Below are 24987 nucleotides of genomic sequence, written 5' to 3'. Positions count from 1 at the left end.
CACACTCCAGGCGACGATCGACGGGCCGGGGCGCTGCACGCCCCTCGCGATGTTCAACTCTACGATGTCCCGCCGGGTTCCCCCGATCGCACTCGAATTCCGGCGAATCCGACATCAGTTCGCCTGGTCGTGGCGGGTCCGGGGTGGTCGCACGCGGGGTGCGACCATGGAACGCATGTCAGCCGCTCACGGCGAGGACCTCGCCGCCGCCCTGCCCGGAGCCGCCCGCGAGATCGAGGATTTCGTGGCCGCCGCGGGCTGGGACCAGCCCACCCAGGTGTTCGCCCTGGTCCCCACCGAGCAGCTGCTCGCCGCCGAGCCGAACCTGGCCGACGAGGTGGACGGGAACTCCCCGCTGACGCCGATCGCGCAGGAGTCGCTGCCCGCCGAGGACCTCGCTGAGGCGCTGTCCCGGATCGTGTGGCCGGAGCAGGTCGCGGGATGCGCGCTGGTGCAGGAGATCGTGGTGCTGCCCCCGGAGGCGGAGGCCTCGCTGCCCGCCGAGGACGAGCAGGCCCGCAACGCCGCCGCCGAGCACCCCGACCGGCAGGAGGCGCGACTGGTCGCCGCGGTGCTGCGGGCCGGTCACGAGACCTGCGTGCTGCGGCTGCGCGCGAGCGGCGAGGAAGGCGAAGCCGGCGAGCGGGTGCAGGACCCGTCGCTGGCCCCGAACCTCCTGCGCGCCCTGCACGAGACCTTCGCGGCCTGAAGCCGGACCGGTGGCGGCCGGGTCACCCGCCCGCCACCGGCGTCGCATCAGCAGCTCGGCGGGACGCCGCCTTCGCGGATCACGTCGAGGGCGTGCGTCGCCTCGCCCAAGGTGCCGACCCGGGCGAGCTGGAGCCCGTCGGGGGCCTGGGACTTCGCTTCGGCGCAGTTGCCCGCGGGAACCAGGAACGTGGTCGCCCCGGCCTCCTTGGCCATGGTCATCTTGAACGGGATGCCACCGATCGGGCCGACCTTGCCGGTCTCGTCGATCTCCCCCGTGCCCGCGATGAACCGGCCGCCGTTGAGCTCGCCCGGCGTCAGCTTGTCCACGATGGCCAGCGAGAACATCAGTCCCGCGGAGGGACCGCCGACGTCGGCGAGGCTGATCTCGATCTCGAAGGGCACGTCCGGGCGGCCGACCGCGCCGACTCCCAGGAAGCCCTGCGGGCGCCCGTCTGCGTTCGAGCCCAGCACCACCGGGACCGTGCGCTCCGGATCGGCGCCGTGGCGGTAGGTGAGCCGGATCGGGTCGCCCGGCTTGTAGCGCCCGACCTCGGCCTGCAGCGCCGCCGGATCGGTGATCGGCTTGCCGTTCACGGCGATCAGCTGGTCACCGGGTTCGAGCACCGCGTCGGCGGGGCTGCCGGTGACGACCTGCCCGGCCAGCACCTTCGTCGGGTAGCCCAGGTGGTGCATCGCCGCGGTCTCCGCGGAGGTCTGCGAGTCGTTGAACGCCTGGGTGTTCTCCTGCTCGATCTGCTGCTCGGACTTCTCCGGCGGGTAGTAGACCTCGCGCGGCGCCAGCGCGTAGCGACCGCTGACCCACAACCCCAGCGCGCCGAGCATCGAGAGGTGATCGGTCACCGACACCGTGGTCATGTTCAGGTTCCCGGCGGTCGGGTAGGTCCGCTGACCGTCGATCCGGATGACCGGCGTGCCGGCCTCTTCGCCCAGGGTGTTGTAGGTCGGTCCCGGACCGAGCGCCACGAACGGCACCGGGACGAATGCCCCGAGCAGCCCGAAAGCGGCCACCAGGATGACGCTGGTCACTAACGTCCAGGTTCGACGGCTCACGAGGCGACAGGGTACGTGTTCGCCCTCGGCGAGATCCCCGGGCGGGTGATCGCCGACCGAGCCGCGAGCTGCGGACATCGCGCCCGCGGAGGTGGCGAGCTGCTTATCCGCGTGGGCGCGATCCGCGTACGGTGGAGGCATGAATGACATGCCGTTCGGGTTCAGCCCGCAGGATCCCGACGACGACCGCAACAAAGGGGAGTCGTCGGAAGGGCGCTCCGAGGGTGGCGCCGGCAACTCCGGACAGCAGTCCGGTTTCGGCTTCGGCGGCGCCCTGCCGGGCGGCATGGGCGGCATGCCCGGGGGCATGAACTTCGACATGGGCCAGCTGGGGCAGATGTTCTCGCAGCTCGGCCAGGTGCTGAGCCACTCGGGCAGCGGCGGTTCCGGGCCGGTGAACTACGACCTCGCCAAGCAGCTCGCGGTGCAGCAGCTGCACTCGAAGCAGCGCACGGAACGCCCCAGCCAGCAGGAGGTCAAGGGCGTCGAGGACGCCGTGCACCTCGCGGAGCTGTGGCTCGACCCGACGACGGCGCTGCCCGCGGGCGTGCGCACGGCGCGGGTCTGGTCGTCGGTCGACTGGGTGGAGCAGACCTTGCCGACCTGGCAGCGGCTGTGCGACCCGGTGGCGCAGCGGATGTCCACCGCATGGCTCGACGCGATGCCCGAGGAGGCCAAGCAGGCCGCCGGGCCGCTGCTGTCCATGCTCGGCCAGATGGGCGGGCTCGGGTTCGGTTCGCAGCTGGGCAACAGCCTCGCCGAGCTCGGCGCCGAAGTGCTCACCTCGTCCGACGTGGGCCTGCCGCTGGCACCGGAGGGCACGGCCGCGCTGCTGCCTGCGAACGTGTCCCGCTTCGCGGAGGGCGTGGACCGGCCGCTGGACGAGGTCACGCTGTTCCTCGCCGCCCGCGAAGCCGCGCACCACCGCCTGTTCAGCCACGTGCCGTGGCTGCGCCAGCGGCTGCTGGCCACCGTCGAGGAGTACGCGCGCGGCATCCAGGTGGACACGTCCTCGCTGGAGGACCTCGCGAGCAAGATCGACCCGACGGACCCGAGCTCGATGCAGGAGCTGATGGGCTCCAACCTGCTGGAGCCGAAGACCACCCCGGAGCAGGAAGCTGCGCTGACCAGGCTGGAGACGCTGCTGGCGCTCGTCGAGGGCTGGGTCGACGTGGTCGTGTCCGACGCGTTGAGCGAGCGGCTGCCGGGCGCGGGCGCGCTGAGCGAGACGATCCGCAGGCGCCGGGCCAGCGGTGGCCCCGCCGAGCAGACCTTCGCCACCCTGATCGGGCTGGAGCTGCGCCCGCGGCGGCTGCGGGACGCGGCGAACCTGTGGCGGCTCATGACCGAGCGGCACGGCACCGACAGCCGGGACCGGGTGTGGGACCACCCCGACCTGCTGCCGGACGCCTCCGACCTGGACGAGCCGCTGGACTTCGCCGACCGCTGGGGCGGCTCCTCGGACCTGGACGACCCGATCGCGGCGATCAAGCGCGCCGAGGAGGCCGAGCAGCGGGCCGCCGAATCCGGCGAGGGCAAGCCGGCGGACTCCGCCGGGAATTCCGAGGACTCGGACGACGAGGGCGACGGCCCCGGCGCGAAGTGAGCCGCGACGGGCGGTGCGGAGCCCGGCTCCGCACCGCCCGCGCTCACGTTCCCCCCTGACGGCGGATCCGCTCGTGCGCGGGTCCGCCGCTTCGCGAGCGGTCAGTCCTCCTGGTCGCCCATGGTCAGGCCCAGGTTGGCCGCCGCGGAGAGCCCTTCGAGGTAGCCGACGGCCCGCTCGGTCTTCGGATACCGGTTGACCCACTTCCAGAAGTCGGCGCCGTGGCCGGGGACCAGCAGGTGCGCGAGCTCGTGCACCAGCACGTAATCCAGCACCCAACCGGGCACGTCCCGCAGCCGATCGCTGATCCGGATGGCCTTGGTGCTGGGCGTGCACGACGCCCAGCGGGTGCGCATCGGCGGCACCCAGCGGATCGAGCGGGGTTCGGCGCGGCCGTCGAGGTACTGCTCGGAGAGTTCCACGCAGCGTTGCGCTAACGCCGTGTCCGAGTCCCGCGCGGGTGACCGGCGGCGGGTCTCGCTGCGCTGCAGGCGGCTGAGCATCTCCGCCACCCACTTCTTCTCCTCGGCTCTGCTCATCCGAGCCGGGAGCAGCACGATGACCTTGTCACCGTCCCGGTACGCGCTGACCGTCTGGCGTCGGCGTTTGCTGCGACGCACCTCGACCTGCGGTTCTGCCACGAGACCTGACCTTAGCGAGTGGTACCGACATGAGGACACGACAGTGCGGTTTTCCACATGCCTACTGCGCGTGATCACCTAAAGCATTACTCCATTCCCCCTAACATGCGATCAGCTGAATGCAGTGATATCGATACGGCCACCTGTACGGTTCCTCCAGCGCAGCCCGAACGGGCACGCGCCGTAGCGATCACAACACCAAGGAGGACGCCGTGGCCGAGACCTACAACGGCTACTGCGTGAAATGCCGGGAGAAGCGGGACTTCCCCGGCGAGATCACGGAGACCAACGGACGCCGGATGGCCAAGGGAACCTGCCCGGTGTGCGGCACCCGCATGACCCGAATCCTCGGCAAGGCCTGACGGCCGGGGGCGGAACCAACGCGGCTCGGGTGACCGGGCGACGGCACCTCGAGGTGATGTCTCGCCCGGTAGCCGGCTTCACGGCCGGCCCGCGCCACGAGTGAGGTTCGGAACGAACACCACCACAGCGGCGCTCAGGCGTCCCACAACCGGTCGGTGAACCACTACGATGTGCTCCGGCCCCGGATATCCGAATACCTCTCGGAGCCGGGGTGGTTCTCCTGCGCGCGGCAAAGGAGCCCTCGTGACCGACATTCCCCGCCGGGCGGCGCACCGCACCGCCAAACTGGCCAGCCTTCCGCTGGGCGTCGCGGGGCGGGTGGCCGCCGGGTGGGGCAAGCGCCTCAGCGGCCGATCCGCCGACGAGATCAACGCGGAGCTCACCGCACGCACGGCCGAGCAGCTGTTCGCGGTGCTGGGACAGCTCAAGGGCGGCGCGATGAAGTTCGGCCAGGCGCTCAGCGTGTTCGAGGCCGCCGTGCCCGACGAGATGGCCGAGCCGTACCGGGAAGCGCTGACGAAGCTCCAGTCCGCCGCTCCCCCGATGTCCGCCGACAGCGTGCGGCGGGTGCTGGAGCAGCAACTGGGGCGGACCTGGCGGGACCGCTTCGCCGAGTTCGACGACGTTCCGGCCGCCGCGGCCAGCATCGGGCAGGTGCACCGCGCGGTGTGGCACGACGGCCGGGACGTCGCCGTCAAGCTCCAGTACCCGGGCGCGGGCGAGGCGCTGCGCTCGGACCTGCGCCAGCTGAGCCGGTTCTCCCGGCTGTTCCAGTCGCTGGCTCCCGGCGCGGAGATCAAACCGCTGCTCGCCGAGCTGCAGGACCGGATGGTCGAGGAGCTCGACTACCGCACGGAAGCCGACAACCAGCGGACCTTCGCCGCCGCTTTCGACGGCGACGAGAACGTGCTGATCCCGAAGGTCGTCGCCAGCGCACCGCAGGTGATGGTCACCGAATGGGTCGAGGGCACCCCGTTCTCCGCGATCATCGCCGACGGGGATCGGCGGCAGCGGAACGAGGCGGGCCGCAGGCTGGCGGAATTCCACTTCTCCGCACCGGAGCGGTCCGGGCTGCTGCACGCCGACCCGCATCCCGGCAACTTCCTGCTGGCGCCCGACGGCAGGCTCATCGTGCTGGACTTCGGCGCGGTCGCTCGGCTGCCCGACGGGCTGCCCGCGGACATGGGGCGGATGCTCCGGCTGGCCATGGAGGACCGGGCCGAGGAACTGCTGGAGATGCTGCGCGCCGAACGCTTCGTGCACACCGACAGCGAACTGCGCGCCGAGGACGTGCTGGCCTACCTGGGGCCGTTCGTGGACCCCGTGCGCGAGCCGCGGTTCCACTTCAGCCGCTCCTGGATGCAGCGGCAGGCGGAGCGGGTCGGCGACCTGCGCAGCCCGGACTTCCGCACCGGCAGGGCGTTGAACCTGCCCCCGGACTACCTGCTGATCCACCGCGTGACGCTGGGCGCGACGGGCATCCTCTGCCAGCTCGACGCCGAGTTCGAAGCTCAGGAGATCATCGTCCGCTGGCAGCCGGGCTTCGCCGACCCCGAACCGGCCGCGGACTGAACCTGCCCTCCGCCGCCGGGATCACGCTCGGCGGGTGCCGACGTGGATCGTCTGGGCGAGCAGGTAGTAGACGTCGTCCCGGGAGCCCGCGTAGTGCGGGCCGGTCGGGTCGAGCAGGGCGTCGACGGCGTCCAAGTCGGCCTGCGCGACACGTCCCTCCGCGCCCCGGCGCAGCCATTCGAGCCTGCGCAGCACCGCCGTCATCGCAGCCCCGGACACCGGTGCCGGCCGATCCACCAGCTGCGTCCAGGACAGCACGCCGTCGAGCCCGGCGTCGGCCATGGCCCGCGCCCAGCCGGTCGGCAACCGGACCGAGCCGGGCATCTCGGCGCGCATCTCGCGGAACCAGTCGGCCCGCGCCGCCGCGAGCCGCGGTTCCAGGCCGGGTTCTCCGACGCCGACGTCCCACGGCAGCACCCGCGGTTCCAGGCCGGACTCGACCAGTGTGAGCCGCCCGCCCGGCCGCACCAGCTTCAGCAGTCGCCGCAGGCCCGCGAGCTGGTCCGGCAGGTGGTGCACCACGAACGAGGCGAACACCAGGTCGGCCTGGCCCACGGCGGACAGGTCGCCGCGGGCCACGTCGGCCTGCACCGAGAGCACCCGGACGTCGGGACCGGCCGTGGCGGCGGTGTTGCGCGCCGCCGCGGCCAGCAGCTCCGGCGCGGAGTCGACGAGGATGATCGTCCCCCCGGTGTCCCACATGGCGTCCGCGAACGCGGTCGCGGCACCACCCGCGCCGGAACCGATGTCGATCACCGTGCGGTCCTGCGGGCGGAGCAGGTCGCGCACCAGATCAGCGGTCTCCGGGGCGGCCAGTTCGTCGCCTTCGCGCAACCGCGCGATCTTGGCGTCCCAGTCGATTCCATCGTGCGAGTGAGCCACGAACGTGCACTTTACGGCCTGGTGATCGCTCCCTCCGCGTGGTCCGCGCGTTGATGCGCGTACCGCGCCAAGCGGCGCCACCAGCGACCGGCGGTGGCCTGGCGGGCCAGCCGGTCGCGGCGCGCCTCGATCAACAAGTCGTGTTGTCGGATCCGTGCCATGTCTTCGGGCATCAGCATTCGATTCACTTCCGTCGAGCCGGTGGGGGCGTGCGGGTGGATGCGGGTGTGGTCGAAGCGGGTCATGCCGCGTGCTCCTCGGGTCGTCGTGCGGGATCGCCGGTCGCGACCTGGACGGTCGCGGGACGGGCGGGTTCGGGGTTCTTGCGGGGGCGTCCGCGGGATCGCTTGCGCGCGACCACCGCTCCGCGTTCGAAGATCTCGCCGCCCCAGACCCCCCAGGGTTCGCCGCGGGACAGCGCGCCGTCCAAGCAGCGCTGCTTGAGCGGGCACCCCCCGCACAAGGTCTTCGCCCGTTCCAGGTCGCCGGGGCTCTCGGCGAACCACAGGTCGGGGTCGCGCCGACAGGGCACCTCGTCGGCCCGGTCGGTGGCGCCGTCGAGCAGAGCTCCGACGGCGCCGTCACATCCTGCGTCGACAGCCCTGCCCTCGGGCTGCATCGGGACGCTGGTGGTCAACATCTCTCCTCCTGTCTGTTCGGGGCAGTGCACGTGCCCGCACGGACGGTGGGTGGTTCCCCAGGAACACATCGACATGGCGCTACTTCTCGAAGTGGAGATACAAAAAAGGCCGCGGACCCGGCTGGTGCGGGTCCGCGGCCTTCAAGAAGAGCCTGGAGCGTGTCCTCGGTCAGGAGATCAAGGATCGAGCTCCGCGCGAACCGGCGGGAAACGGCCATCAAACGGGAGGCCGCCGTCGTTCGGACGCGGCACATCGATGACTCGCTCATAGCCAGGCTGGGTCGCTGTGCGACCGCGGAACAGCGCGATACCCCCGGACGTCAGGTGGCCAGGGGTACCGAGCATCTGCGTGTCGGTCATCGCTGCCACCTCCCCTCCGGATCACGCCGGGTTCCGTCCACCACGGCTTGCGCAGTTGCAGACTATGAGGCGCCGGAAGCGCGCCGCAACCGATTTTTCGAAGTTCCGCCGATGGAGGCGGAATTCCTGGTCAGCGGGCGTTCAGTTCCGGCCGTGCTCGCGCTGGATCAACGCCAGCACGTCGTCGCCGAACCGGCGGACCTTGCTGGCTCCGATCCCGGAGATCGCGACCAGGGCCGCCTCGTCGGTGGGGCGCTGCTCGGCGATGGCGGTGAGCGTCGCGTCGGTGAACACCACGTAGGCGGGCACCTTCAGCTGCTTCGCCCGATCACCGCGCCAGGCGCGCAACCGGTCCAGCAGTCCCTCGTCCACGTCGGACGGGCACGTGGAGCAGCGGCCCAGCTTGATGTCCATCGTGCTCACCAGGACCGACTCGCAGTTGCGGCAGCGCGGCGTGGCCTGCTTGCGGGTGGGGCCGGGTTCGGGGGTGCGGCCCTTCGAAGTCAGCGCCGCCGGGTGCCGCTCCGGGATCACGCCGTAGAGGAAGCGGCTGCGGCGGCGGTAGCGACGGCCGTCGGCGGCCCGCGCCAGCGCCCAGGACAGGTGCAGGTGCTCGCGGGCCCGGGTGACGCCGACGTAGAGCAGCCTGCGCTCCTCCTCGACGCCCGCGTCGTCGTCGGCGTGCTGGATCGGCATCGTGCCCTCGGCGAGCCCGGCGAGGAACACCGCGTCCCACTCCAAACCCTTCGCCGAGTGCAGCGACGCGAGCGTGACGCCCTCGACCGTCGGCGGATGCTGGGCCTCGGCGCGCAGCTCCAGCTCGGCGACGTAGCGGGCCAGGTCCGCCTCGTCGGCGACGGCCGCGAGCTCCTCGGCGAGTTCGACCAGCGCGATCAGCGACTCCCAGCGCTCCCGCGCCGAACCCCCCGCCGGGGGTTCCTCGGTGAGCCCCACCTCGGCCAGCACGGCGCGCACCGACGCGGGCAGGTCGGCGCCCGGATCGGCGCCGCGGTTCGCCGCCGTGCGCAGCGCCACCACGGCCTGGCGCACCTCGGGGCGGTTGAAGAACCGCTCGCCGCCGCGCACCTGGTAGGGGATCTCGGCGTCGGACAGCGCCTTCTCGTACACCTCGGACTGGGCGTTGACCCGGAACAGGATCGCGATCTCGGACAGCGCCACGCCCTTGCCCGCCAGCGCGGCGATCTTGCGGGCGATGGCTTCCGCCTCGGCGGGCTCGTGGTCGTACTCGGCGAAGTCCGGTTCCGGGCCGTCCGGGCGCTGCCCGATCAGCTTGAGCCGGGTGCCCGCAGGACGTTCGCGGGCGGCTCCGATCACCCGGTTCGCCAGCGACACGACCTGCGGCGTGGAGCGGTAGTCCCGTTCCAGGCGCACCACGGCCGCCTCCGGGAAGCGCTTCGGGAACCCGATCAGCCACTTCGGGGCGGCCCCGGCGAACGAGTAGATGGTCTGGTTCGCGTCGCCGACCACCGTCAGGTCGTCGCGGCCTCCGAGCCACGCGTCGAGCACGCGCTGCTGCAGCGGGTTGACGTCCTGGTACTCGTCGACGACGAAGGAGCGGTAGCGACCGCGGAACTCCTCGGCGACCTCCGCGTGCTCCTCCAAGATGGCGACGGTGTGCAGCAGCAGGTCGTCGAAGTCCAGCATCCGCGCGTCGTTCTTGAGCTCCTCGTAGGTGGCGAAGACCTTCGCGAGCTGCTGCGGGACCACCGGTGCGTCGCGCCCGGCGCGGGCGGCGGCGGTGGCGTACTGGTCGGGGGAGATCAGGCAGGACTTCGACCACTCGATCTCGCCCGCCAGGTCCCGCACCGATTCCTTCTCGGTGGACAGGCCGACCCGGTTCGCGGCCTGCATGACCAGCCGGAACTTGTTGTCCACCAGCGGCCACACCTGCGAGTCGTGCACCCGCGGCCAGAAGTAGCGCAACTGCCGGAACGCGGCGGCGTGGAAGGTCTGCGCCTGCACCCCGGCGGCACCGAGGGCGCGCAACCGGGTGCGCATCTCACCGGCCGCGCGAGCCGTGAACGTCACCGCCAGGACCTGCTGCGGAACGACGAGCCCGCGCTGGACCAGGTGCGCGATGCGATGCGTGATGGTCCGGGTCTTGCCGGTGCCCGCACCCGCGAGCACGCACACCGGCCCACGTGGCGCGGTGACCGCCGCCCGCTGCTCCGGATCGAGCCCTTCCAGCAGTCGCGGTTGATCGGCCATGCCCGGCATCCTCGCATCGTTCGTGCTCTGCGCAGGGGTCGGGTGGCGGGTTCTCGACGTGGGCTATGCGCTTCGCGCATACAAGCACGGCTACGCCGCAGAGCACGGCTTCGCCGCAAAGTCACACTGCAGAGCCGTTCGCGGATTCGGCGCCGACAAGACGAGATCGGCGGCTTTCGTGGTCGCGATCGACGGGGGAACGTCCCCGTCGCCGGTGTTCTCGTCCGGCGACGGGGAGTTCCTCCTGTTCACGTCAGGACCAGAAGGCCCAGCCTTTGAGCATTCGGTGGGCGATGGAGACGCTAGGCGGCAGGCGTAAGCCGGGGATGATGCCGTCGTCGGTGCTCATCGCCGCCCGCACGTCGGCACGGGAGACCCAGCGGGCCTCCTCGATCTCGCCGTCGGCGGGCCGCAGCGGCGTGGCCGGGTCCGCGACCGCGGCGAACCCCAGCATCAGCGACCTCGGGAACGGCCACGGCTGGCTGCCGAGGTAGCGGATGTCGGTGGCGTGCACGCCGACCTCTTCCTCCACCTCCCGCTGCACGCAGGCCTCCAGCGACTCGCCGACCTCGACGAACCCGGCGAGCACGGAGAACCGCTCCGGCGGCCACACCGGCTGGCGGGCCAGCAGCACCTGGTCGGCGCCGTCGTGGACCAGGCAGATCACCGCGGGGTCGGTGCGCGGGTACTCCTCGCGGTCGCAGCCGGAGCAGCGCCGCGCCCAGCCGACCTTGACCCGGTTCGTCGCCGCGCCGCACACCGCGCAGTAGCGGGAGTGGTCGTGCCAGTTGAGCAGGCCGACCGCGGTGGTGAGCAGGCCCGCGTCGGTGTCGTCGAGCTGCGCGCCCGCGATCCGCAGGTCCTGCCAGCCCTCCTGCGACCCGTCGCGCTCGGTGCGCAGCGCCCAGTACACGGTGCCCTGCTGGCTGCCCAGCAGCACCGCGTGCGGCGTGGGCTGCTCGCCGAACACCGCGGCGTCCTCGTAGACGAGGCGCCCGTCCGGGCCGATCTGGGCGCGGCCCTTGCCGTCGACCAGCAGCACCCGGCCGGACGACCACAGCTCGGTGACCGGCCCCTCCCGCAGCAGTTCCGTACGATCCACGGTGGACCGGGACAGCAGCGGCGCCGAGTCGAGCAGGAAACCGCCGTCCGCCGCGATCGGCGGCGCCCACGCCTCCGTCACGGCAGCACCACCCCGCCGAGCGCCGCGAGCCGGTCGCCGATCTTGTCCGCGTCGCCCACCACGACACCGGTGAACCGGGTCGGCGCGTAGAACAGCGCCGCCTCCGCGACCTGCTCGGCGGTGACGGCGCGCAACCGGTCCGGGTGCGCGGTGAGCCAGTGGTGGTCGAGCCCGGCGACCGCGAGCGTCAGCAGCATCGACGCCATCCCGGACTGCGAGGACGTCGAGGTCAGCAGCCCGCCGATCGCGTACTGCCGGGCCGATTCGACCTCCGCCTCGGTCGGCGGGACCAGCGCCATGCGGCCGAACTCGTAGCGCATCTCCAGCAGCGCGGCCGCGGTGACCTCGCTGGCGGTGTCTGCGTCGACCAGGATCGTGCCGTTGCCGCGGGTGAACTCGAAGGACGAGTGCGCGCCGTAGGTGTAGCCCTTGTCCTCGCGGATGTTCTCCACCAGCCGGGAGGAGAAGTAGCCGCCGAAGCCGAGGTTCGCGATCTGCAGCGCCGGGTAGCGCTCGTCGGTGCGGTGCAGGCCCTGCGCGGACATCCGCAGCTGCGACTGCACGGCGCCCTCGCGGTGCACCAGCCGCACGTCCCCGCCGCGCAGCTCCGGCAGGTCCGGCAGCTCGGTGGCGGCGACGGCCGAATCCCACGGCGCCAGGATCCGCGTCACCTCGTCGACGATGGTGTGCGGGTCCAGGTCGCCGACGAGCACCAGCGTGGAGCCGCGCGGCAGCACGGCGCCGGCGTGCAGCTCGCGCACGGCCTCCGGGGTGACCTGCCCGACGTCGGCGGCCTGCGGCACCTCGCGGACGAACGGGTGGTCGCCGTAGCGGTGCCGCTGCAGCTCCTCGCGCGCGATGACGCGCGGCTGCGAGCGGGCCACGGCGAGCCGCTCCACCAGGCGGTCCCGCTCACCGGCGACCTCGTCGGCGGCGTAGGCGGCGCCGGTGAGGGCGTCGGCCAGCACCTCCAGCAGCGTGCCCTTCCCGCTGGACAGGGCGCTGCCGATGAAGCTGAGGCGCTCCGGGTCGACCACCGCGTGCAGTTCGCCGCCGACGGCGGCGAGGTCGGTGTCGACCTGCACCCGGTCGCGAGCGGCGGTGCCGGTCAGGATCGTCTCGGCGAGCACCTCGGACGTCGCCGGGTGCATCGCGTCCTCGCCCGCGAACGGGATGCGCAGCCGGGCTTCGACCATCGGGACCACGCCGTGGCGGGCCGCGATCAGGCGCAACCCGTTGGGCAGCGTGGCGTCCACGACCTCCGGGGTGCGCAGCGGGCGGGGTTCGCCCAGCGGCGGCAGCGGTCGCGGACCGGTTTCGGTGCGGCCGATCTCCTCGGCGCTGCGGTGAGGGGCCTGGGTCATGCCGCACCTCCGGCGGAGTTCGAGTCGGGCTGCACGCGCAGGGTCGCGCGCGAGTCCGGGGAGAGGGCCTTCGCGGCGGCGGCGACCTGCTCGGCGCCGACCTCGGCGATCCGCTTCGGCAGCTCCGAGATGAGCTCGGCGCGGCCGTGGATCAGCTCGGTGCTGCCCAGGTCGAGCGTGCGGGAGACGACCCTGTCGTGTTCGCGGTGCAGCGACGCCGCCCAGCGGGACGTGACGCGGGACAGCTCCTCCGCCGTGGGCCCGGTCGCGGCGAGCGCTTCCAGTTCCGCGTCGACGGCGGCGACGACCCGCTCCGGCTCCACCTCGGGCGTGTGGATCGCGGTGAGCGTGAAGGTGTCCGGGTCGCGCGCGTCCAGCGGCGCGCCCATCAGGCCGCAGCCCGCGTGCACGTCGACGACCAGCGGGTCCTGGTAGACCATCCGCTGCTGCAACCGGGACGCGTCGCCGTCGGTGAGCACCGCGGCCAGCACGATGTTCGCCAGGTACTGGTCGAGTTCGCCGACCGGGTCCGGCAGCCGGTGCCCCAGCGCGATCGCGGGCAGCGGCGCGTGCGGGTCGGCGTGCACGCCGGTGAGCTGCTCGGTCGGCAACGGCTCGGCGAACGAGGGGCGCGGGCGCACCTCGCGGGCCGGGACGTCGCCGAAGTGCTTGTGCACCAGTTCGGTGGCCCGGTCCACGTCGAAGTCACCGGCGATGGTGAGCACCGCGTTCGCGGGCGCGTAGAAGGTGTCGAAGAAGGCGGCGCAGTCCTCGACGGTCGCCTGCTCCAGGTCGGTGAAGTCGCCGTAGCCGTTGTGCGCGTTGGCGAACGTGGAGTAGAGCACCGGCGGCAGCAGGATCCACGGGAACCCGCCGTAGGGGCGGTTGAGGACGTTGAGCCGGATCTCCTCCTTCACCACGTCGACCTGGTTGCGGAGGTTCTCCTCGGTGAGCTTCGGGGCCCGCATCCGGTCGGCTTCCAGGAACAGCGCCCGCTCCAGCGCCGCCGAGGGCAGCACCTGGAAGTAGTCGGTGTAGTCCTGGTGCGTCGAACCGTTGAAGGTGCCGCCGGAGCCTTGGACGTGGCGGAAGTGCGCGAGCTTCTCCAGGCTCTCGCTGCCCTGGAACATGAGGTGCTCGAACAGGTGCGCGAATCCGGTGCGGCCTTCCGGCTCGGAGCGGAAGCCCACGTCATAGTGCACGCTGACGCCCACGACGGGGGCTTGACCGGAGGCGCCCCGCGCCGAGTCCGGCGCGAGCACGACGCGCAGCCCGTTCGGCAGGGTAACGCGATGCAGTGGGGGTTCGACCATGCCTCGCAGCCTACGTGCGCAACGTAACGCTGTGCGTACCCCCTTCGCTGCGCTCGGTGCTCACCGCCGCGGGCCGCGACCGCGGCGTCCGCGCCGCGCAGGAGGGGACTCGGCCGTGCGCCATCGCAGGCCAGGGCGCTGCTCGGACGTGCCCGCGCCGGCCGCGCCCGGCGCGGTCCGGTGGCGGAACGTCGCGCGGACGGGCACTCGCGGTGAGCGGCGCGCGGAGGGCGTTCGCCGTTGCGCGAACACCGAGGATCAGGCGCGGACCTGGGCGATCAGCGAGTCGATCTCGACGCCGATGGTGCGCGCGTCGGCCGGGACGAGCGCGAAGACCTGCTCGCCCGAACTCCCGCGCTCGACCCGGTTCAAGTACCGTCCGTCCGGCTCCAGGTTGTCGAACCAGGACACGACGGTCGACCGCCGCCTGCGCCCGTACCGGTCGCGCAGGTTCGCCGAGAGCTGCCCGATGCGCTGGTGCGGGGCCTTGCCGATCGTCTCGTAGAGCCGGACCTGCCGGTCCCCGGTGCTGCCGCGTTCCTCGGTGGCGGAGCGCATCATGCTCGCCTGCCCGAAGTCGTCCGGCTGCGGCTGCCGCTGCAACGACGCCTGCGGAACCCGGACCGGCCCCTGCCCGCCGACCCGCGCCGGGGGCAGCGTGGCCAGCAGGACCTGCGGCAGCGGCACGTTCTCGTGCACCTCGACGGTCACCAGGCCACCGCGCTTCGGGTCCGCGCTGGGCGACTGCACCCCCAGCACGACCCGATTCCCCTCGGTGAACACGGCGAGCGCGCGCCAGCAGTGGTCGGCGCCGACCGTCGGGAACCAGATCGAATCGACCCACAGGTACGGCGTGGCGAGCACCTTCAGCGCCTCGGCGAGCGGCGGCGCGATCTCGTCGTCCACGACGGCACCGCTCGCGTACATGCGGTCCAGTTCGGCTTTCGCCACGCGGCTGAACTGCTCCGCGGTGTACCCGGCGGACTTGCTGGTCAGCGGCAACGTCAGCCGGTCGATCCGCAGGTGCTTGAGCGCCACGTCCAGGTGCACCGGCGGCAACTGCCAAGACCCCAAAGCGGTCACTGCGTTTCTCTCCCCTGTGAAGTGCAGATGCCGAACCGCCGACCGGTCCCGGTGGCCGACCGGCCCCCGATGCCGGTCGGCGGTGAATCACTCGCCCAGCACCGGCGGCGCGGTCTTCGGCATGTCGTTCATCCAGATGTCGTCGTGCTCCTCCAGCCAGGACGGGCGCTCGTGCTCGGCGTCCTCGCCCTGCTGGCCGCGCTGGCCGGCACCACCCATGCCGCCGCCCATGCCGCCTCGGCCACCACCGGCTCCGCGCGCACCGGCGCCGCCACCTGCCGCGCCCGCGCCCGCGCCGCCGATACCGGCCCGGCCGCCCGCGCCGACGCCACCGGCGCCCTTGCCCATGCCGCCCGCACCGGCGCCACCGGCGAGGCCACCGGCGAGTCCGCCCGCCATGCCGCCGAGCCCGCCGCCCGCACCGCCACCGGCACCACCGGCTCCGATCCCGCCGCCACCGGGGGGACCACCGATGCCCGGTCCGCCGGGCTGTCCGGCCCACTGGCTGCCGCTGCCGGACGGCGTGGTGGGCACGCCACCGCCGATACCGCTTCCCGGACCGCCGGAACCGCCGCCGTAGCCACCGCCCGGCAGACCGGAACCGCCGTAACCGCCACCGGGAAGCCCGGACGGCGTGCCACCTCCGATACCGGAGCCCGGCCCGCCGCCGAGGCCGCCCGCTCCGGGACCGCCGCCCCAATCCGTACCGGGCGGCGGGGTCGCCGGTGGCGGCTCCTTCGTGCTGCCGTCCGGCGCCGTGTACTGCGGCATCTTCGCGTCGACCTGGGAGAGAGTCGGGCTGTAGACCCGGCCCATCGTCTCCCGCGCGGCCTGCTCGGCCTGCTCGCGCTCCTCCATCTGGGAGAGCGCGTTGATACCAGCCCCCGCGGCCCCGAACGGGATCGCGGAGGCGGCGGCGGAACCCCAGCTGAAGCCCTCCGGCTTCTCCACCATCTTGCTGGCCTGACCGGCGGCCTCACCTGCGGCGTTGAGGTTGTTGCCGGTGACCTCGAAGGCGTCCGCGCTGGCCTTCATCCAGTCGGACGCGGGCTTGCCGACCTCCTTGGCGCTGTCGGCCGCCGCGCCCTGCCACCCGCCCTCGACGATCTGCTGCAGGTCCCTGCCGTAGTTCTCGCCGCGTTCCCGCAGCGCCTTCGCGAACTCGGTCCAGGCCTGCGCGACCTCGCCGACCTTGCCCTGGTCGATCGACTCCTGGTTCGTCCGGTAGATCTGCGCGTGGTCGAAACCGCCCCAGTTCACGCATTCCGTGATCGCCGGGTTGTCGTAGCCGTTGACGCTCATCCCGGAGTTCTGCTGCGCCAGCTGAGCCTGCTGCTGCTGCGCTATCCGGTTCGCCTCTTCGCCCTGCTCGCGTCGCTGCTCCTCGGCGTCGCTCTCGTAGCCGAAGATCCGTGAACCCGCGTTGTCGATCGTGCTGAACAGCCCCATGATTCCCCCAAATCAAGCTGGCAAACGAGACGCGGTCTGATCGGCGATCTTTTCGGTTTCCGCGCATGCGTCCACCGAATCGGTGAGCTTTCCGGAGACGGAGTAGATCGCCACGCCGCCACCGGCATCGACCAGAACCGTGCAACCTCCGGTGCTACCGCCGCCGGGCACGTTCGCCAGAGCAGCCGGGCGCCCGCCGATGGTCTTCTTCTCGTACCGTTCCCAGCTTCCGCTGGTTTCGTACGATTCCACCGTCTCGTCGACGTTCTTCTGCAGGACGAGGGACATCTGGCCACCGGCCCACGTGCAGCCCGGCTCAAAGCTGACCCCCTCGAAGGGTTCGCTCTGCGCGGGGAGACCCCATCCCGTCAACTCATTCGGCTCGAAGAACTTGCACGGGTCGAAAGTCTCGATCGACCCCTCCGCACCCGGCCCTGTGGGTTGCGCGTCGCCTCCTGAATCGCCGCCCGCGTTGAGCGCGCATCCGGAAAGGCCGACGAGCGCTACACCCATGGTGGCGCCGACAAGGGATCGGACAAACTTGCTCACTGAATACCTCGACTAAGGTCATCGGCGTTCTGGTCGTCAATGGAACGGTAATCTCTGGCAGCCCCGCGGAACGCTTCCGCCTGCTTGACCAATTCGCCCTGCAACAAGCGAATCAGCGGCAAAGCTCCGGCTTCCGCATCAACGGCCTTGTCCTGGAAGCGCTTCGCCAACTGTTGGCCGTCCGGATAGTCCCCGAGGCCCTTGACGCGCTGCAGGGCCAACGCTCGGCTGTACAACCCCTGAAGCGCCTCGATCTCTTCCTCGACGCGCTTCGCGGCCTTTTCCGCGACCTCCGGGTCCAGGGACAGCATGCCCGCGCCGACCGATTGGTTGATCGACTGGGTCTGGGCGCTGACCGCCTTCAGACCTTCCTTCGCCGCCGCGAACCCGCCGGCCTCCGCACTCGTCATCCCCAGGCCCCTCTGGACTCCACTGATCTCCCCCGACGAACGTCGATCACCTTAGCGCGACGTCTTGTCGACCGTGCTGGAAAACCCCACGTTCCCCCAAAATCAAGCTGGCAAACGAGACGCGGTCTGGTTGGCGATCTTTTCGATCTCGCCGCACGGATCAGCGAGGGTGTCACGCATCGCTGCGGTGAGCTGGTAGAGCGCCACTCCCCCGCCAGTGGATACGACCGTGTTGCAGATCCCTTGGCCAGTAGCACCTGCAGGCACGACTCGAGCAGCTTCGCGGCCGGCTACGTCAATTTTGGTGAACTCGTCCCAAGCGCCCTTGCTCAAGCTATCGACGGTCTCGTCTGCATTCTTCTGCAGGACAAGGTCAAGGTCTTGCCCGGTCCAAGAACATCCAGGCTGGAAGCTCACGAGCGTGAAGTCCTCGGCCTGCGTCCCCACTCCGAACGAAGTCAGCTCGTCCGGCTTGAAGAACGTGCAAGGGTCGAAGTCCGCAAGCCCTGTTCCCTGCGCTTCCGACGGCGGTGCCGCGTCGTTTCCACTGCCGCCATCGGGACCAGAGTCTCCGAGCGCGCACGACGACAACGCCAACAAGGCGAAACCTGCGGCCGTCGTGGAAACTGTCCGGGAGCTCTTCTTCACTGCATACCTCGCCTGAGATCGTCGGCGTTCTGCTCGTCGGTCGCACGGTAGTCCCGGGCCGCTCCCCGAAACGCATCCGCCTGTTTCTGCAGTTCTTCCTGGAGCGCACGAATCAAGGCGAATGCACCAGCATCCGCATCAGTCGCTTTGTCCTGGAAGCGCTGCGCCAATTGCTGGCCGTCCGGGTAGTTCCCCAACCCTTTGACGAGGCTCAGCGAGTTGATCTTCCTCGCCAGTTGTCGCAACTCGAGGATCTCTTCCTCGACGCGCTTCGCGGCCTTTTCCGCGACCTCCGGGTCCAGGGACAGCATGCCCGCGCCGACCGATTGGTTGATCGACTGGGTCTGGGCGCTGACCGCCTTCAGACCTTCCTTCGCCGCCGCGAACCCGCCGGCCTCCGCACTCGTCATCCCCAGGCCCCTCTGGACTCCACTGATCTCCCCCGACGAACGTCGATCACCTTAGCGCGACGCCACGTCATCGGTCACCGGTTCGGGCGAACCCGGCGAACGTCTGCGCGTTCCGAGCGCGGCGCACAGCGCCGCCGCGAACGCGGGGAAGGCCTCCCGGAAGCGCGCGAGGTCCGCGGGAGCGCCGCGTTCGGCGTACCAGTGCGGGCCGGGCGCACCGCCGGGGTCGGGCGGGGCGAACTTCGCCAGCCACCGCTCGGATTCCCCGAGGACCAGCGCGTACGGGAGCGCTCGGGAGAACACCGTCTCCCGGTCGACCGCCGGAACGTCCGCCGCGGACGCGGTGCGCAGGTGCTCGCGCAGGCCGTGGATCTGCCCGGCCAGCACGCTCCCCCGCGCCGTTCGCGCGGGCACGAGCCGGGCGGCGGCGGTGAGGACTCCGCCGACGACGACCACGGCCGCGCCGAGCAGGCCGAACGGTCCGGTGAGCGCCAGCAGCGCCGTGAGCAGCGCTCCCGCCGCGGCGATCCCGACGCCGCCCCACCAGAGCAGGTTGCGTTCGGCGTCGGGCCTGCGGGTGAACCAGTCGTCGGCGACGACGTCGGCGTACAGCGCGTCGCGCACCGGCGCGAGGTTGCGGCCCGCGAGTTCCGAGACCAGCACCTGCTCCCGGTCGCCGACGAGCAGGTCGTGCACGGCGCGTTCGTGCTCGCGCAGCCCGGAGTCCGTGGCGTTGCGGCGCGCGATGCGCCAGTCCCCGTCGAGTTCCTCGATCCCGAGGTAGTTGCGCACCGCCAGGTCGACGACGGTGGCGGCGACGTCGACGAGGTCGACCCGTTCGTCGGCGACGGTGCCGAGCTGGCCGGGCAGCACGCCGTCCGGCGACGCGAAGGCCGTGGTGCCGTCCGCGGTGGTCATCAGCACCTCGACGGGCCCGGACGCCGCGGCCGACATCCGGCGGTCGCGGACCCGCAACCGCCGGAGGACCCCGAAAGCACCGATCAGCAGCAGCGCCGCACCCACGAGACCAGTCCCGACGGCGGGTGTCAGCGAGAACGCGTAGGCCGGGTCGAAGCGCCGCTCGGTCATCGCGTTCGACGGCACGGCGCCGGCGGGCACCCGCAGCGACAGGTCCATCCGTTCACCCGCGGCGAGCCCGAACTGCAGGACCCGCACCTGCCGGGCGCGGTCGATCTCGAAGCCGTCGCAGCGCTCGTGACCGCCGACCGGGCCTGCGAGGCAGCTGATGTCCTGCGGCACCTGCGGAACGAGCAACGACGCCGACACCCGGTCCACCGGCAGGTCCCAGCCCCCGGAGAGCTGCCAGCGGATCTCCTGCAGGTCTCCGATCCCGGCGACGGTTCCGCGCACGGTGTAGTCGAACGCCACCTCGCCGGGCGGCAGGGTCAAGCGGGCCGCGTCCGGCCCGATCTCGATGCGGCCGCCGTCGACCCGGACGTCGCTGAGCGCGAAGACGCGGTCGATGCCGCCTCCGGTGCGCTGCCGCAGCGGGATCGTCCGGTGCACCGGCGGACCGTCCGGAACGGTGATCCGTTCGGCGACGGTGAGCTCGCCGTTGCGTTGCAGCTTGACCCGCACGTCGGTGGCGAGGGTGCCGGGCAGCACGTTCACCGGCTGAGCAGGTGGCGGACGCATCGGCTCGGGCACGGACCGGCCGGTCGCGGGGAGGCCGATCAGCGCGGCGACCACGAGCAGCAGGACGGCGAGGCCCGATTTCCGCAACACGGCCCGAACGATAGCCGGGCCTGGCTAAGCTCCGGCCGCGTCAGGACCGCACCGGAGGGCGATCACCGCGCACCTCCGATGTGGACTGATCGGTGGACCAACGCCGGTCCCGGCACCGCTAAGCTCGGTGCGCTCCAGTCGTCGGTGAAGCCGGGAGATCGGTCAATGACGCAGCCACCACCGCAGTCGCAACCCCCGTGGGGGGAGCGTCCGGTCGGCCCGCCACCGGCTTCGCAACCGCTGCCGCACCACCAGCCTCCGGCCCAGTACCAGGGGCCGCAGCAGGCGGGCCAGGGGCAGCCGCACTACCTGCCCCCGCAGCTGCCGCCGCCGGCCCAGCCGCCGAACTGGGGTCCGCCGCCGCCGTGGCAGCAGGGCCACGACCCGTCGTCCGCTCCGCCGCCGCAGCCCCGCAAGACCGGCCCCGGCGTGATCGTCGCCCTGGTGATCACCGGGTTGTTCCTGCTCGGCGCGGGCACCGTCGGCGTGAGCGCGTTGACGCGGTCCGGCACGGACGCGTCCGACTACGAGACCCCGGTGCACGAGACCGGTGACGGTTCGGCCAACGATTCGCGGACCTCGGCCGCGCCGACGACGTCGAGCGAGCCGAGCTCCACCCCGTCGTCGAGCGCCGCGCCCACCACGGCCCCGAGCAGCGGGTACGCGCCGGCCGCGCGTCCCGTCGCCGCGCTCGGCGACAACCCGATCAACATTCCCGGCAACGGCGCCGTGAACACGCCCTGCCCGCTGCCGCCGTTCGCCACCGACACGGCCGCGCAGGCCGCGTTCTACGAAGCCGCGCTGCCCTGCCTGATGGCGATGTGGGCGCCCGCCCTGCAGGAGGCGAACCTGCCGGTCCGGATGCCGTCCGTGCTCACCATCGACGGCACCGTGGAGAGCCCCTGCGGCACCCGGACCTGGGACCAGACCGCCATGTTCTGCCCCGGCAACAACACGATCTACATGACGGCGCGCTACTACGCCGACAAGGAGGGGCGCACCGACGCAGGTGTCTTCCTCGGCCAGTTCGCGCACGAATTCGGGCACGCGGTGCAGAGCATGAGCGGCATCAACCAGGCGTACACGGCGGCGTCCTACGACGCGAACGGCACCAGCCCGGTCGGGCTCGAACTGACGCGGCGCTCGGAGCTGCAGGCGACCTGCTACGAGGGGATGGCGTTGGCCTCGCTGCAGAACGGCGGCGTGCACAACGACATCATCTTCGCCGCGCTCACCGATTCGCGCGGGCGAGGCGACGAGTACAACGCCCAGCCCGACCACGGCAGCATCGCCACCAACACGGCGTGGATCGACCAGGGCTTCTACAAGAACCGGGTCACCGAGTGCAACACGTGGATCGCCACCCCGGACCAGGTGGACTGAGCCGACGGTCGCGTGGCGGACGGTGTGCCCCGCCCGCCACGCGCCGAGCCGGTCGCGGACCGACCTCGACCCGCGGGTCGGCGAGAACTACATGATGCAGTAGGAAGGCGCGTAGCCGAACCGCTGCGTTCCGGGCACGTACACCTCTGCCCAGGTGTCGCCGTCCATGTGGTCGCCACAGGTCGTCCCGGGGTACCAAGCACCGTTGACGTTGCCGTTCGGGCTCTCCAGGAGAGTTCCGGCCCGGACGAATCCCACGACGTCCGAAGCCCCGGGAGCGGCCAGCAGGTTGACGTCGTAGTAGGCCTGCACGGTCGCCGCGGGGGTCTGCCCGGCTTCGGCGACCACGCGCGCCGGATCCGCCGCCGGAGCAGCGGTCGCCTGCGCGGCCGGGGCGAGCACGCCCACCAGGCCGACGGCGGCGCACACCAGTGCCAGACGCGAACGCAGCACCGTTGTTCTTGTCATCGACAACCTCCCCAGGTTGGTGTGTTGATCAACCGGGATGGTGCCAGAGACCGTCTCGCGCGCGGTGCGGAACGGGGAAGATCCGATCGCGCGGAGCTCCTCGATCGAGGAAGGACCGGCCGGGGAGCAGGTGCTCAGCTCAACGCGCGAGGGCGGGTGATCAGGAGGGCGTAGCCGCCGCCCGCGATCGCGGCCAGGGTGGACAGCACCCAGCTCGCCCTGGCGTGCAAGCCGCCGCTGTCGTCGGATTCGCCCGCGCGCACCGCGTGTTCGCCGCCGTCGGCGGGGATCTGCACTTGCATGGTCTGGCCCGAGGTGTGCCCGCAGCCGTCCAACCGCAGCTGCCGCGTCTCGCCGTCGACGCGGACCTCGACCAGATCGCCGCGCGCGGACGGGCCGCACGGCGCCGACTCGATCACCTTCGCCGTGGCGGCACGCATCTCGCCGTCCGAGGAACCGACGTTCGGCAGCCGCCACCAGGACAACGCCACCACGATGACCCCGAGCAGACCGAGCGCCACCAGGATCAGCGCCACCGATGCCGAACCGCCTCGTCGCCTCACACCGCAATGGTCCCAGAACGCCGGAAAAAGCTTGCATGGCCCGAGGTTTCGCCGTGACGGGCGGTTTTCGCCGGAAGTCAGGACTCGGCCGGGGTGACCTTCTTGACGTAGAGCAGCCGGTCGCCGTCCTCGATCGCGTCGGCCTCCGGCGCGTCCACCCGGTACAGCTCACCGGCGCGCACGACGCCGAGCACGATGTCCGGCAGGTGCCGTGGCGAGCCGCCGACCTCCTTCGGGTCGACCTCCCGCTCCGCTATCGCCAGGCCCACGTCCGGGGTGAGCAGGTCCTCGAACATCTCCACCACCGACGGCGTGGACGTCGCCATCCCCAGCAGCCGGCCCGCGGTCTCGCTGGAGACCACCACGGAATCGGCGCCGGACTGGCGCAGCAGGTGCACGTTCTCGGCTTCCCGCACCGCGGCCACCAGCTGCGCCTTCGGCGCCAGTTCCCGCGCGGTCAGCGTGACGAGCACCGCGGTGTCGTCGCGGGCCGGGGCGACCACGATGGCGCGCGCCCGCGTCACGCCCGCGACGCGCAGCACGTCGGAACGGGTGCCGGAACCGTTCACGGTGACCAGCCCCAGCGAGGACGCCGTTTCCAGCGCCGCGTGATCGGTGTCCACGACGACGATCCGCTGCGGATCGGCACCGTCGCCGAGCAGCGCGGTGACCGCCGAGCGGCCCTTCGTCCCGTAACCGATGACGACCACGTGGTCGCGCACCTTCGTCCTCCAGCGTTGGATCTTCAGTGCCTGCCGGGAGCGTTCCGTGAGCACTTCGAGCGTGGTGCCGACCAGCACGATCAGGAACAGCACCCGCAGCGGAGTGATGACCAGGACGTTCACCAGCCGGGCGAGCGGGCTGACCGGGGTGATGTCGCCGTACCCGGTCGTCGACAGCGACACCGTGGCGTAGTAGACCACGTCGAGCAGGCTCAGCTCGCCGCCCGCGGTGTCCCGGTAGCCGTCGCGGCCGATGTAGACGATGGCCACGGTGACCGCCAGCGCGAGCCCCGCGCCGATGATCCGGCGCACGATGGAGCGCACCGGGCTGATCGTGACCTCCGGCATCCGGATGACACCGACCAGCGTGTGATCCGGGCGGTCGGTGAGCCGCTCCGTGATCGGGTTCCGCAACCGCCCGCCGATGAGGTGGCTCGCCCGGCTCGGACTCACCACAGCGAACCTCCGGTTTTCCCGCCTTCGGACACGATTCCTCCGATTCCGGCTGAGCGTGCTGACGATGACGCTGAACATAACCCGCTCGGCGGCGGCACACCGCAAGGCCTCCTGAGCCGCGCGCGTCACTCCGCCATTGCCGCCCGGCACCGCACCGTGCAACGCTGCGGCGCATGTCGTTCCCCCGTTCAGCGCACCTGCTCGCCGGTGTCCTCGCCACCGCGGGCGTGCTGCACTTCGCGAAGCCGAAGCCGTTCGACAGCATCGTCCCGAAGCAGCTGCCCGGTTCGGCACGCACCTGGACCTACGTGTCCGGCGTCGCCGAGCTCGGCTGCGCGGCGGCGGTGGCGCACCCGAAGTGGCGCCGCTTCGGCGGGCTGCTCACCGCCGGGTTGTTCGTCGGCGTGTTCCCCGCGAACGTGCAGATGGCGCTGGACTACCGGCGGAAACCCCTGCCGCAGCGGGCCATCGCGTACGGCAGGTTGCCGCTGCAGCTTCCGCTGATCGCGTGGGCGTGGCGAGTTCGCTCCAGCGCAACGAAATAGCCACCGGACGTAGTCCGCGACGGGGCGGCAGGTTTACCATTTCCCAGTGCAGCAGCTTGAGCACGCCGCCGACGCCCTCGGCTGGAAGGGACTCCTCGTCCCGCACGTCGAGGTGCTCGGAACCCGTTTCGCCGCCGTCACCCGAGTTCGGCGCGACGTGCACCTGTGGCGCCGCGAGCACGGCTGGGCCCCGGAGGACGATCCGCTGTGGTTCCGGTCCTGGTCGCAGCCGTCCATGCACGACCACCTGCCGCTGGCCGCGGTCGACGTGGTGGGCATCCTCGTCCCGGTGCGGAAGGCGAAGTACGGCCTGCGCGCCTGCGGGAACCTGATGACGCTCGCGCCGTGCAGCGTGGTGCTGCCGCGCGGCCACCCCTACCGCCCCTGGCCGATGACCGAACTGGACTACTACGGCGTCGGCGTCGTCGCCGACCACGGCGCGGAACCGTCCGAAGTGCTGCTCCCCCCGGAGGACCGCTCCCCCGAATTCGGCGCCTCCCTCTTCGGCCGCTGGCTCCAAGAAGTGCTGTACTCCCTCGTCCTCCAACGAGACCCAGAACTAGCCGAAAACCCCACTGCCTGATCTCGCCCGGGTTGGCGTGGGGATGGGTTGTGGAGTC

27 protein-coding genes are annotated in these 24987 nt (G+C 71.5%); 7 read left to right on the top strand and 20 right to left on the bottom strand.

From position 1 onward, the window contains the following. Positions 1-175: 175 nt before the first annotated feature. Positions 176-709, top strand: coding sequence for a PPA1309 family protein (locus tag BJ969_RS03060; protein ID WP_184477102.1), 534 nt, complete (start codon positions 176-178; stop codon positions 707-709). 47 nt (positions 710-756) lie between these two features. On the opposite strand, the gene BJ969_RS03055 is transcribed toward BJ969_RS03060, so the two are convergent. After that, on the bottom strand, positions 757-1758 hold the full coding sequence (locus BJ969_RS03055) for a YlbL family protein (protein ID WP_343071193.1): 1002 nt from the start codon (positions 1756-1758) through the stop codon (positions 757-759). A 163-nt stretch (positions 1759-1921) separates the two neighbouring features. Between BJ969_RS03055 and BJ969_RS03050 the strand changes: the two genes are divergently transcribed. Next, complete coding sequence (locus BJ969_RS03050) at positions 1922-3388, top strand: zinc-dependent metalloprotease (RefSeq protein WP_184477098.1); 1467 nt, start codon at positions 1922-1924, stop codon at positions 3386-3388. Positions 3389-3489: 101 nt separating this feature from the next. Here the strand turns inward: BJ969_RS03050 and BJ969_RS03045 are convergent, their stop codons facing one another. Then, positions 3490-4029, bottom strand: coding sequence for a M48 metallopeptidase family protein (locus BJ969_RS03045; protein WP_184477096.1), 540 nt, complete (start codon positions 4027-4029; stop codon positions 3490-3492). Between the two features lie 212 nt (positions 4030-4241). Between BJ969_RS03045 and BJ969_RS03040 the strand changes: the two genes are divergently transcribed. Then, complete coding sequence (locus tag BJ969_RS03040) at positions 4242-4391, top strand: DUF5679 domain-containing protein (RefSeq protein ID WP_184477094.1); 150 nt, start codon at positions 4242-4244, stop codon at positions 4389-4391. Between the two features lie 244 nt (positions 4392-4635). Continuing rightward, a complete protein-coding gene (locus BJ969_RS03035; protein ID WP_184477092.1) occupies positions 4636-5964 on the top strand; it encodes an AarF/UbiB family protein in 1329 nt (442 codons plus the stop codon). Between the two features lie 21 nt (positions 5965-5985). Here the strand turns inward: BJ969_RS03035 and BJ969_RS03030 are convergent, their stop codons facing one another. The 15 genes from BJ969_RS03030 to BJ969_RS02960 all read right to left on the bottom strand — a co-directional run bounded on the left by BJ969_RS03030 (position 5986) and on the right by BJ969_RS02960 (position 20230). Further along, positions 5986-6846, bottom strand: a complete 861-nt coding sequence (locus BJ969_RS03030) for a methyltransferase (protein ID WP_184477090.1) — start codon at positions 6844-6846, stop codon at positions 5986-5988. Positions 6847-6857: 11 nt separating this feature from the next. Beyond that, on the bottom strand, positions 6858-7091 hold the full coding sequence (locus tag BJ969_RS03025) for a hypothetical protein (protein ID WP_184486135.1): 234 nt from the start codon (positions 7089-7091) through the stop codon (positions 6858-6860). Further along, the gene (locus BJ969_RS03020; RefSeq protein ID WP_184477088.1) at positions 7088-7486 is read right to left on the bottom strand and encodes a WhiB family transcriptional regulator; all 399 of its coding nucleotides are present in this window, start codon (positions 7484-7486) and stop codon (positions 7088-7090) included. Before BJ969_RS03020 ends, BJ969_RS03025 begins: the two co-directional genes overlap by 4 nt. 177 nt (positions 7487-7663) lie before the next feature. Continuing rightward, the gene (locus BJ969_RS03015) at positions 7664-7846 is read right to left on the bottom strand and encodes a hypothetical protein (RefSeq protein WP_184477086.1); all 183 of its coding nucleotides are present in this window, start codon (positions 7844-7846) and stop codon (positions 7664-7666) included. Between the two features lie 141 nt (positions 7847-7987). After that, complete coding sequence (locus BJ969_RS03010; RefSeq protein WP_184477084.1) at positions 7988-10075, bottom strand: ATP-dependent DNA helicase UvrD2; 2088 nt, start codon at positions 10073-10075, stop codon at positions 7988-7990. 253 nt (positions 10076-10328) lie between these two features. Beyond that, positions 10329-11258, bottom strand: coding sequence for an NAD(+) diphosphatase (gene nudC, locus BJ969_RS03005; RefSeq protein ID WP_343071192.1), 930 nt, complete (start codon positions 11256-11258; stop codon positions 10329-10331). Continuing rightward, entirely contained in the window at positions 11255-12622 is a 1368-nt protein-coding gene (locus BJ969_RS03000; RefSeq protein WP_184477082.1) for a M16 family metallopeptidase, read from the bottom strand. Before BJ969_RS03000 ends, nudC begins: the two co-directional genes overlap by 4 nt. Then, on the bottom strand, positions 12619-13935 hold the full coding sequence (locus BJ969_RS02995) for a M16 family metallopeptidase (RefSeq protein ID WP_184477080.1): 1317 nt from the start codon (positions 13933-13935) through the stop codon (positions 12619-12621). The genes BJ969_RS03000 and BJ969_RS02995 overlap by 4 nt, the downstream gene beginning before the upstream one ends. A gap of 258 nt (positions 13936-14193) precedes the next feature. Next, complete coding sequence (locus BJ969_RS02990) at positions 14194-15018, bottom strand: ESX secretion-associated protein EspG (protein WP_184477078.1); 825 nt, start codon at positions 15016-15018, stop codon at positions 14194-14196. Positions 15019-15105: 87 nt separating this feature from the next. Next, entirely contained in the window at positions 15106-16467 is a 1362-nt protein-coding gene (locus BJ969_RS02985; RefSeq protein ID WP_184477076.1) for a PPE domain-containing protein, read from the bottom strand. A 12-nt stretch (positions 16468-16479) separates the two neighbouring features. Beyond that, complete coding sequence (locus BJ969_RS02980; RefSeq protein ID WP_184477074.1) at positions 16480-17016, bottom strand: DUF3558 family protein; 537 nt, start codon at positions 17014-17016, stop codon at positions 16480-16482. Next, positions 17013-17426 (bottom strand): hypothetical protein, encoded by a 414-nt coding sequence (locus tag BJ969_RS02975; RefSeq protein WP_184477072.1) that lies wholly within the window; start codon positions 17424-17426, stop codon positions 17013-17015. Before BJ969_RS02975 ends, BJ969_RS02980 begins: the two co-directional genes overlap by 4 nt. 102 nt (positions 17427-17528) lie before the next feature. Continuing rightward, entirely contained in the window at positions 17529-18074 is a 546-nt protein-coding gene (locus BJ969_RS02970) for a DUF3558 family protein (protein WP_184477070.1), read from the bottom strand. After that, positions 18071-18484: a hypothetical protein gene (locus tag BJ969_RS02965; RefSeq protein WP_184477068.1), complete on the bottom strand. Its 414-nt coding sequence runs from the start codon at positions 18482-18484 to the stop codon at positions 18071-18073. Before BJ969_RS02965 ends, BJ969_RS02970 begins: the two co-directional genes overlap by 4 nt. A gap of 51 nt (positions 18485-18535) precedes the next feature. Next, positions 18536-20230 (bottom strand): DUF2207 family protein, encoded by a 1695-nt coding sequence (locus BJ969_RS02960; protein WP_343071191.1) that lies wholly within the window; start codon positions 20228-20230, stop codon positions 18536-18538. Positions 20231-20395: 165 nt separating this feature from the next. Here BJ969_RS02960 and BJ969_RS02955 point away from each other — a divergent pair, with 165 nt between their 5' ends. Next, on the top strand, positions 20396-21613 hold the full coding sequence (locus BJ969_RS02955) for a neutral zinc metallopeptidase (protein ID WP_184477066.1): 1218 nt from the start codon (positions 20396-20398) through the stop codon (positions 21611-21613). Between the two features lie 87 nt (positions 21614-21700). On the opposite strand, the gene BJ969_RS02950 is transcribed toward BJ969_RS02955, so the two are convergent. The 3 genes from BJ969_RS02950 to BJ969_RS02940 form a co-directional block, all read right to left on the bottom strand. After that, the gene (locus tag BJ969_RS02950; RefSeq protein ID WP_184477064.1) at positions 21701-22081 is read right to left on the bottom strand and encodes a hypothetical protein; all 381 of its coding nucleotides are present in this window, start codon (positions 22079-22081) and stop codon (positions 21701-21703) included. A gap of 134 nt (positions 22082-22215) precedes the next feature. Continuing rightward, positions 22216-22644 (bottom strand): hypothetical protein, encoded by a 429-nt coding sequence (locus BJ969_RS02945; RefSeq protein ID WP_184477062.1) that lies wholly within the window; start codon positions 22642-22644, stop codon positions 22216-22218. A 77-nt stretch (positions 22645-22721) separates the two neighbouring features. Beyond that, positions 22722-23714, bottom strand: a complete 993-nt coding sequence (locus BJ969_RS02940; protein ID WP_246457381.1) for a potassium channel family protein — start codon at positions 23712-23714, stop codon at positions 22722-22724. 281 nt (positions 23715-23995) lie between these two features. Here BJ969_RS02940 and BJ969_RS02935 point away from each other — a divergent pair, with 281 nt between their 5' ends. Together BJ969_RS02935 and BJ969_RS02930 are read left to right on the top strand one after the other, a co-directional pair. Then, positions 23996-24367, top strand: a complete 372-nt coding sequence (locus BJ969_RS02935) for a DoxX family protein (RefSeq protein WP_184477058.1) — start codon at positions 23996-23998, stop codon at positions 24365-24367. A 46-nt stretch (positions 24368-24413) separates the two neighbouring features. Then, the gene (locus tag BJ969_RS02930) at positions 24414-24950 is read left to right on the top strand and encodes a hypothetical protein (protein ID WP_184477056.1); all 537 of its coding nucleotides are present in this window, start codon (positions 24414-24416) and stop codon (positions 24948-24950) included. Positions 24951-24987: the final 37 nt, after the last annotated feature.

The sequence above is a fragment of the Saccharopolyspora gloriosae genome (genome assembly GCF_014203325.1).
Classification (GTDB): Bacteria; Actinomycetota; Actinomycetes; order Mycobacteriales; family Pseudonocardiaceae; genus Saccharopolyspora_C; species Saccharopolyspora_C gloriosae.
This window is presented reverse-complemented; position numbering and strand designations above follow the sequence as displayed.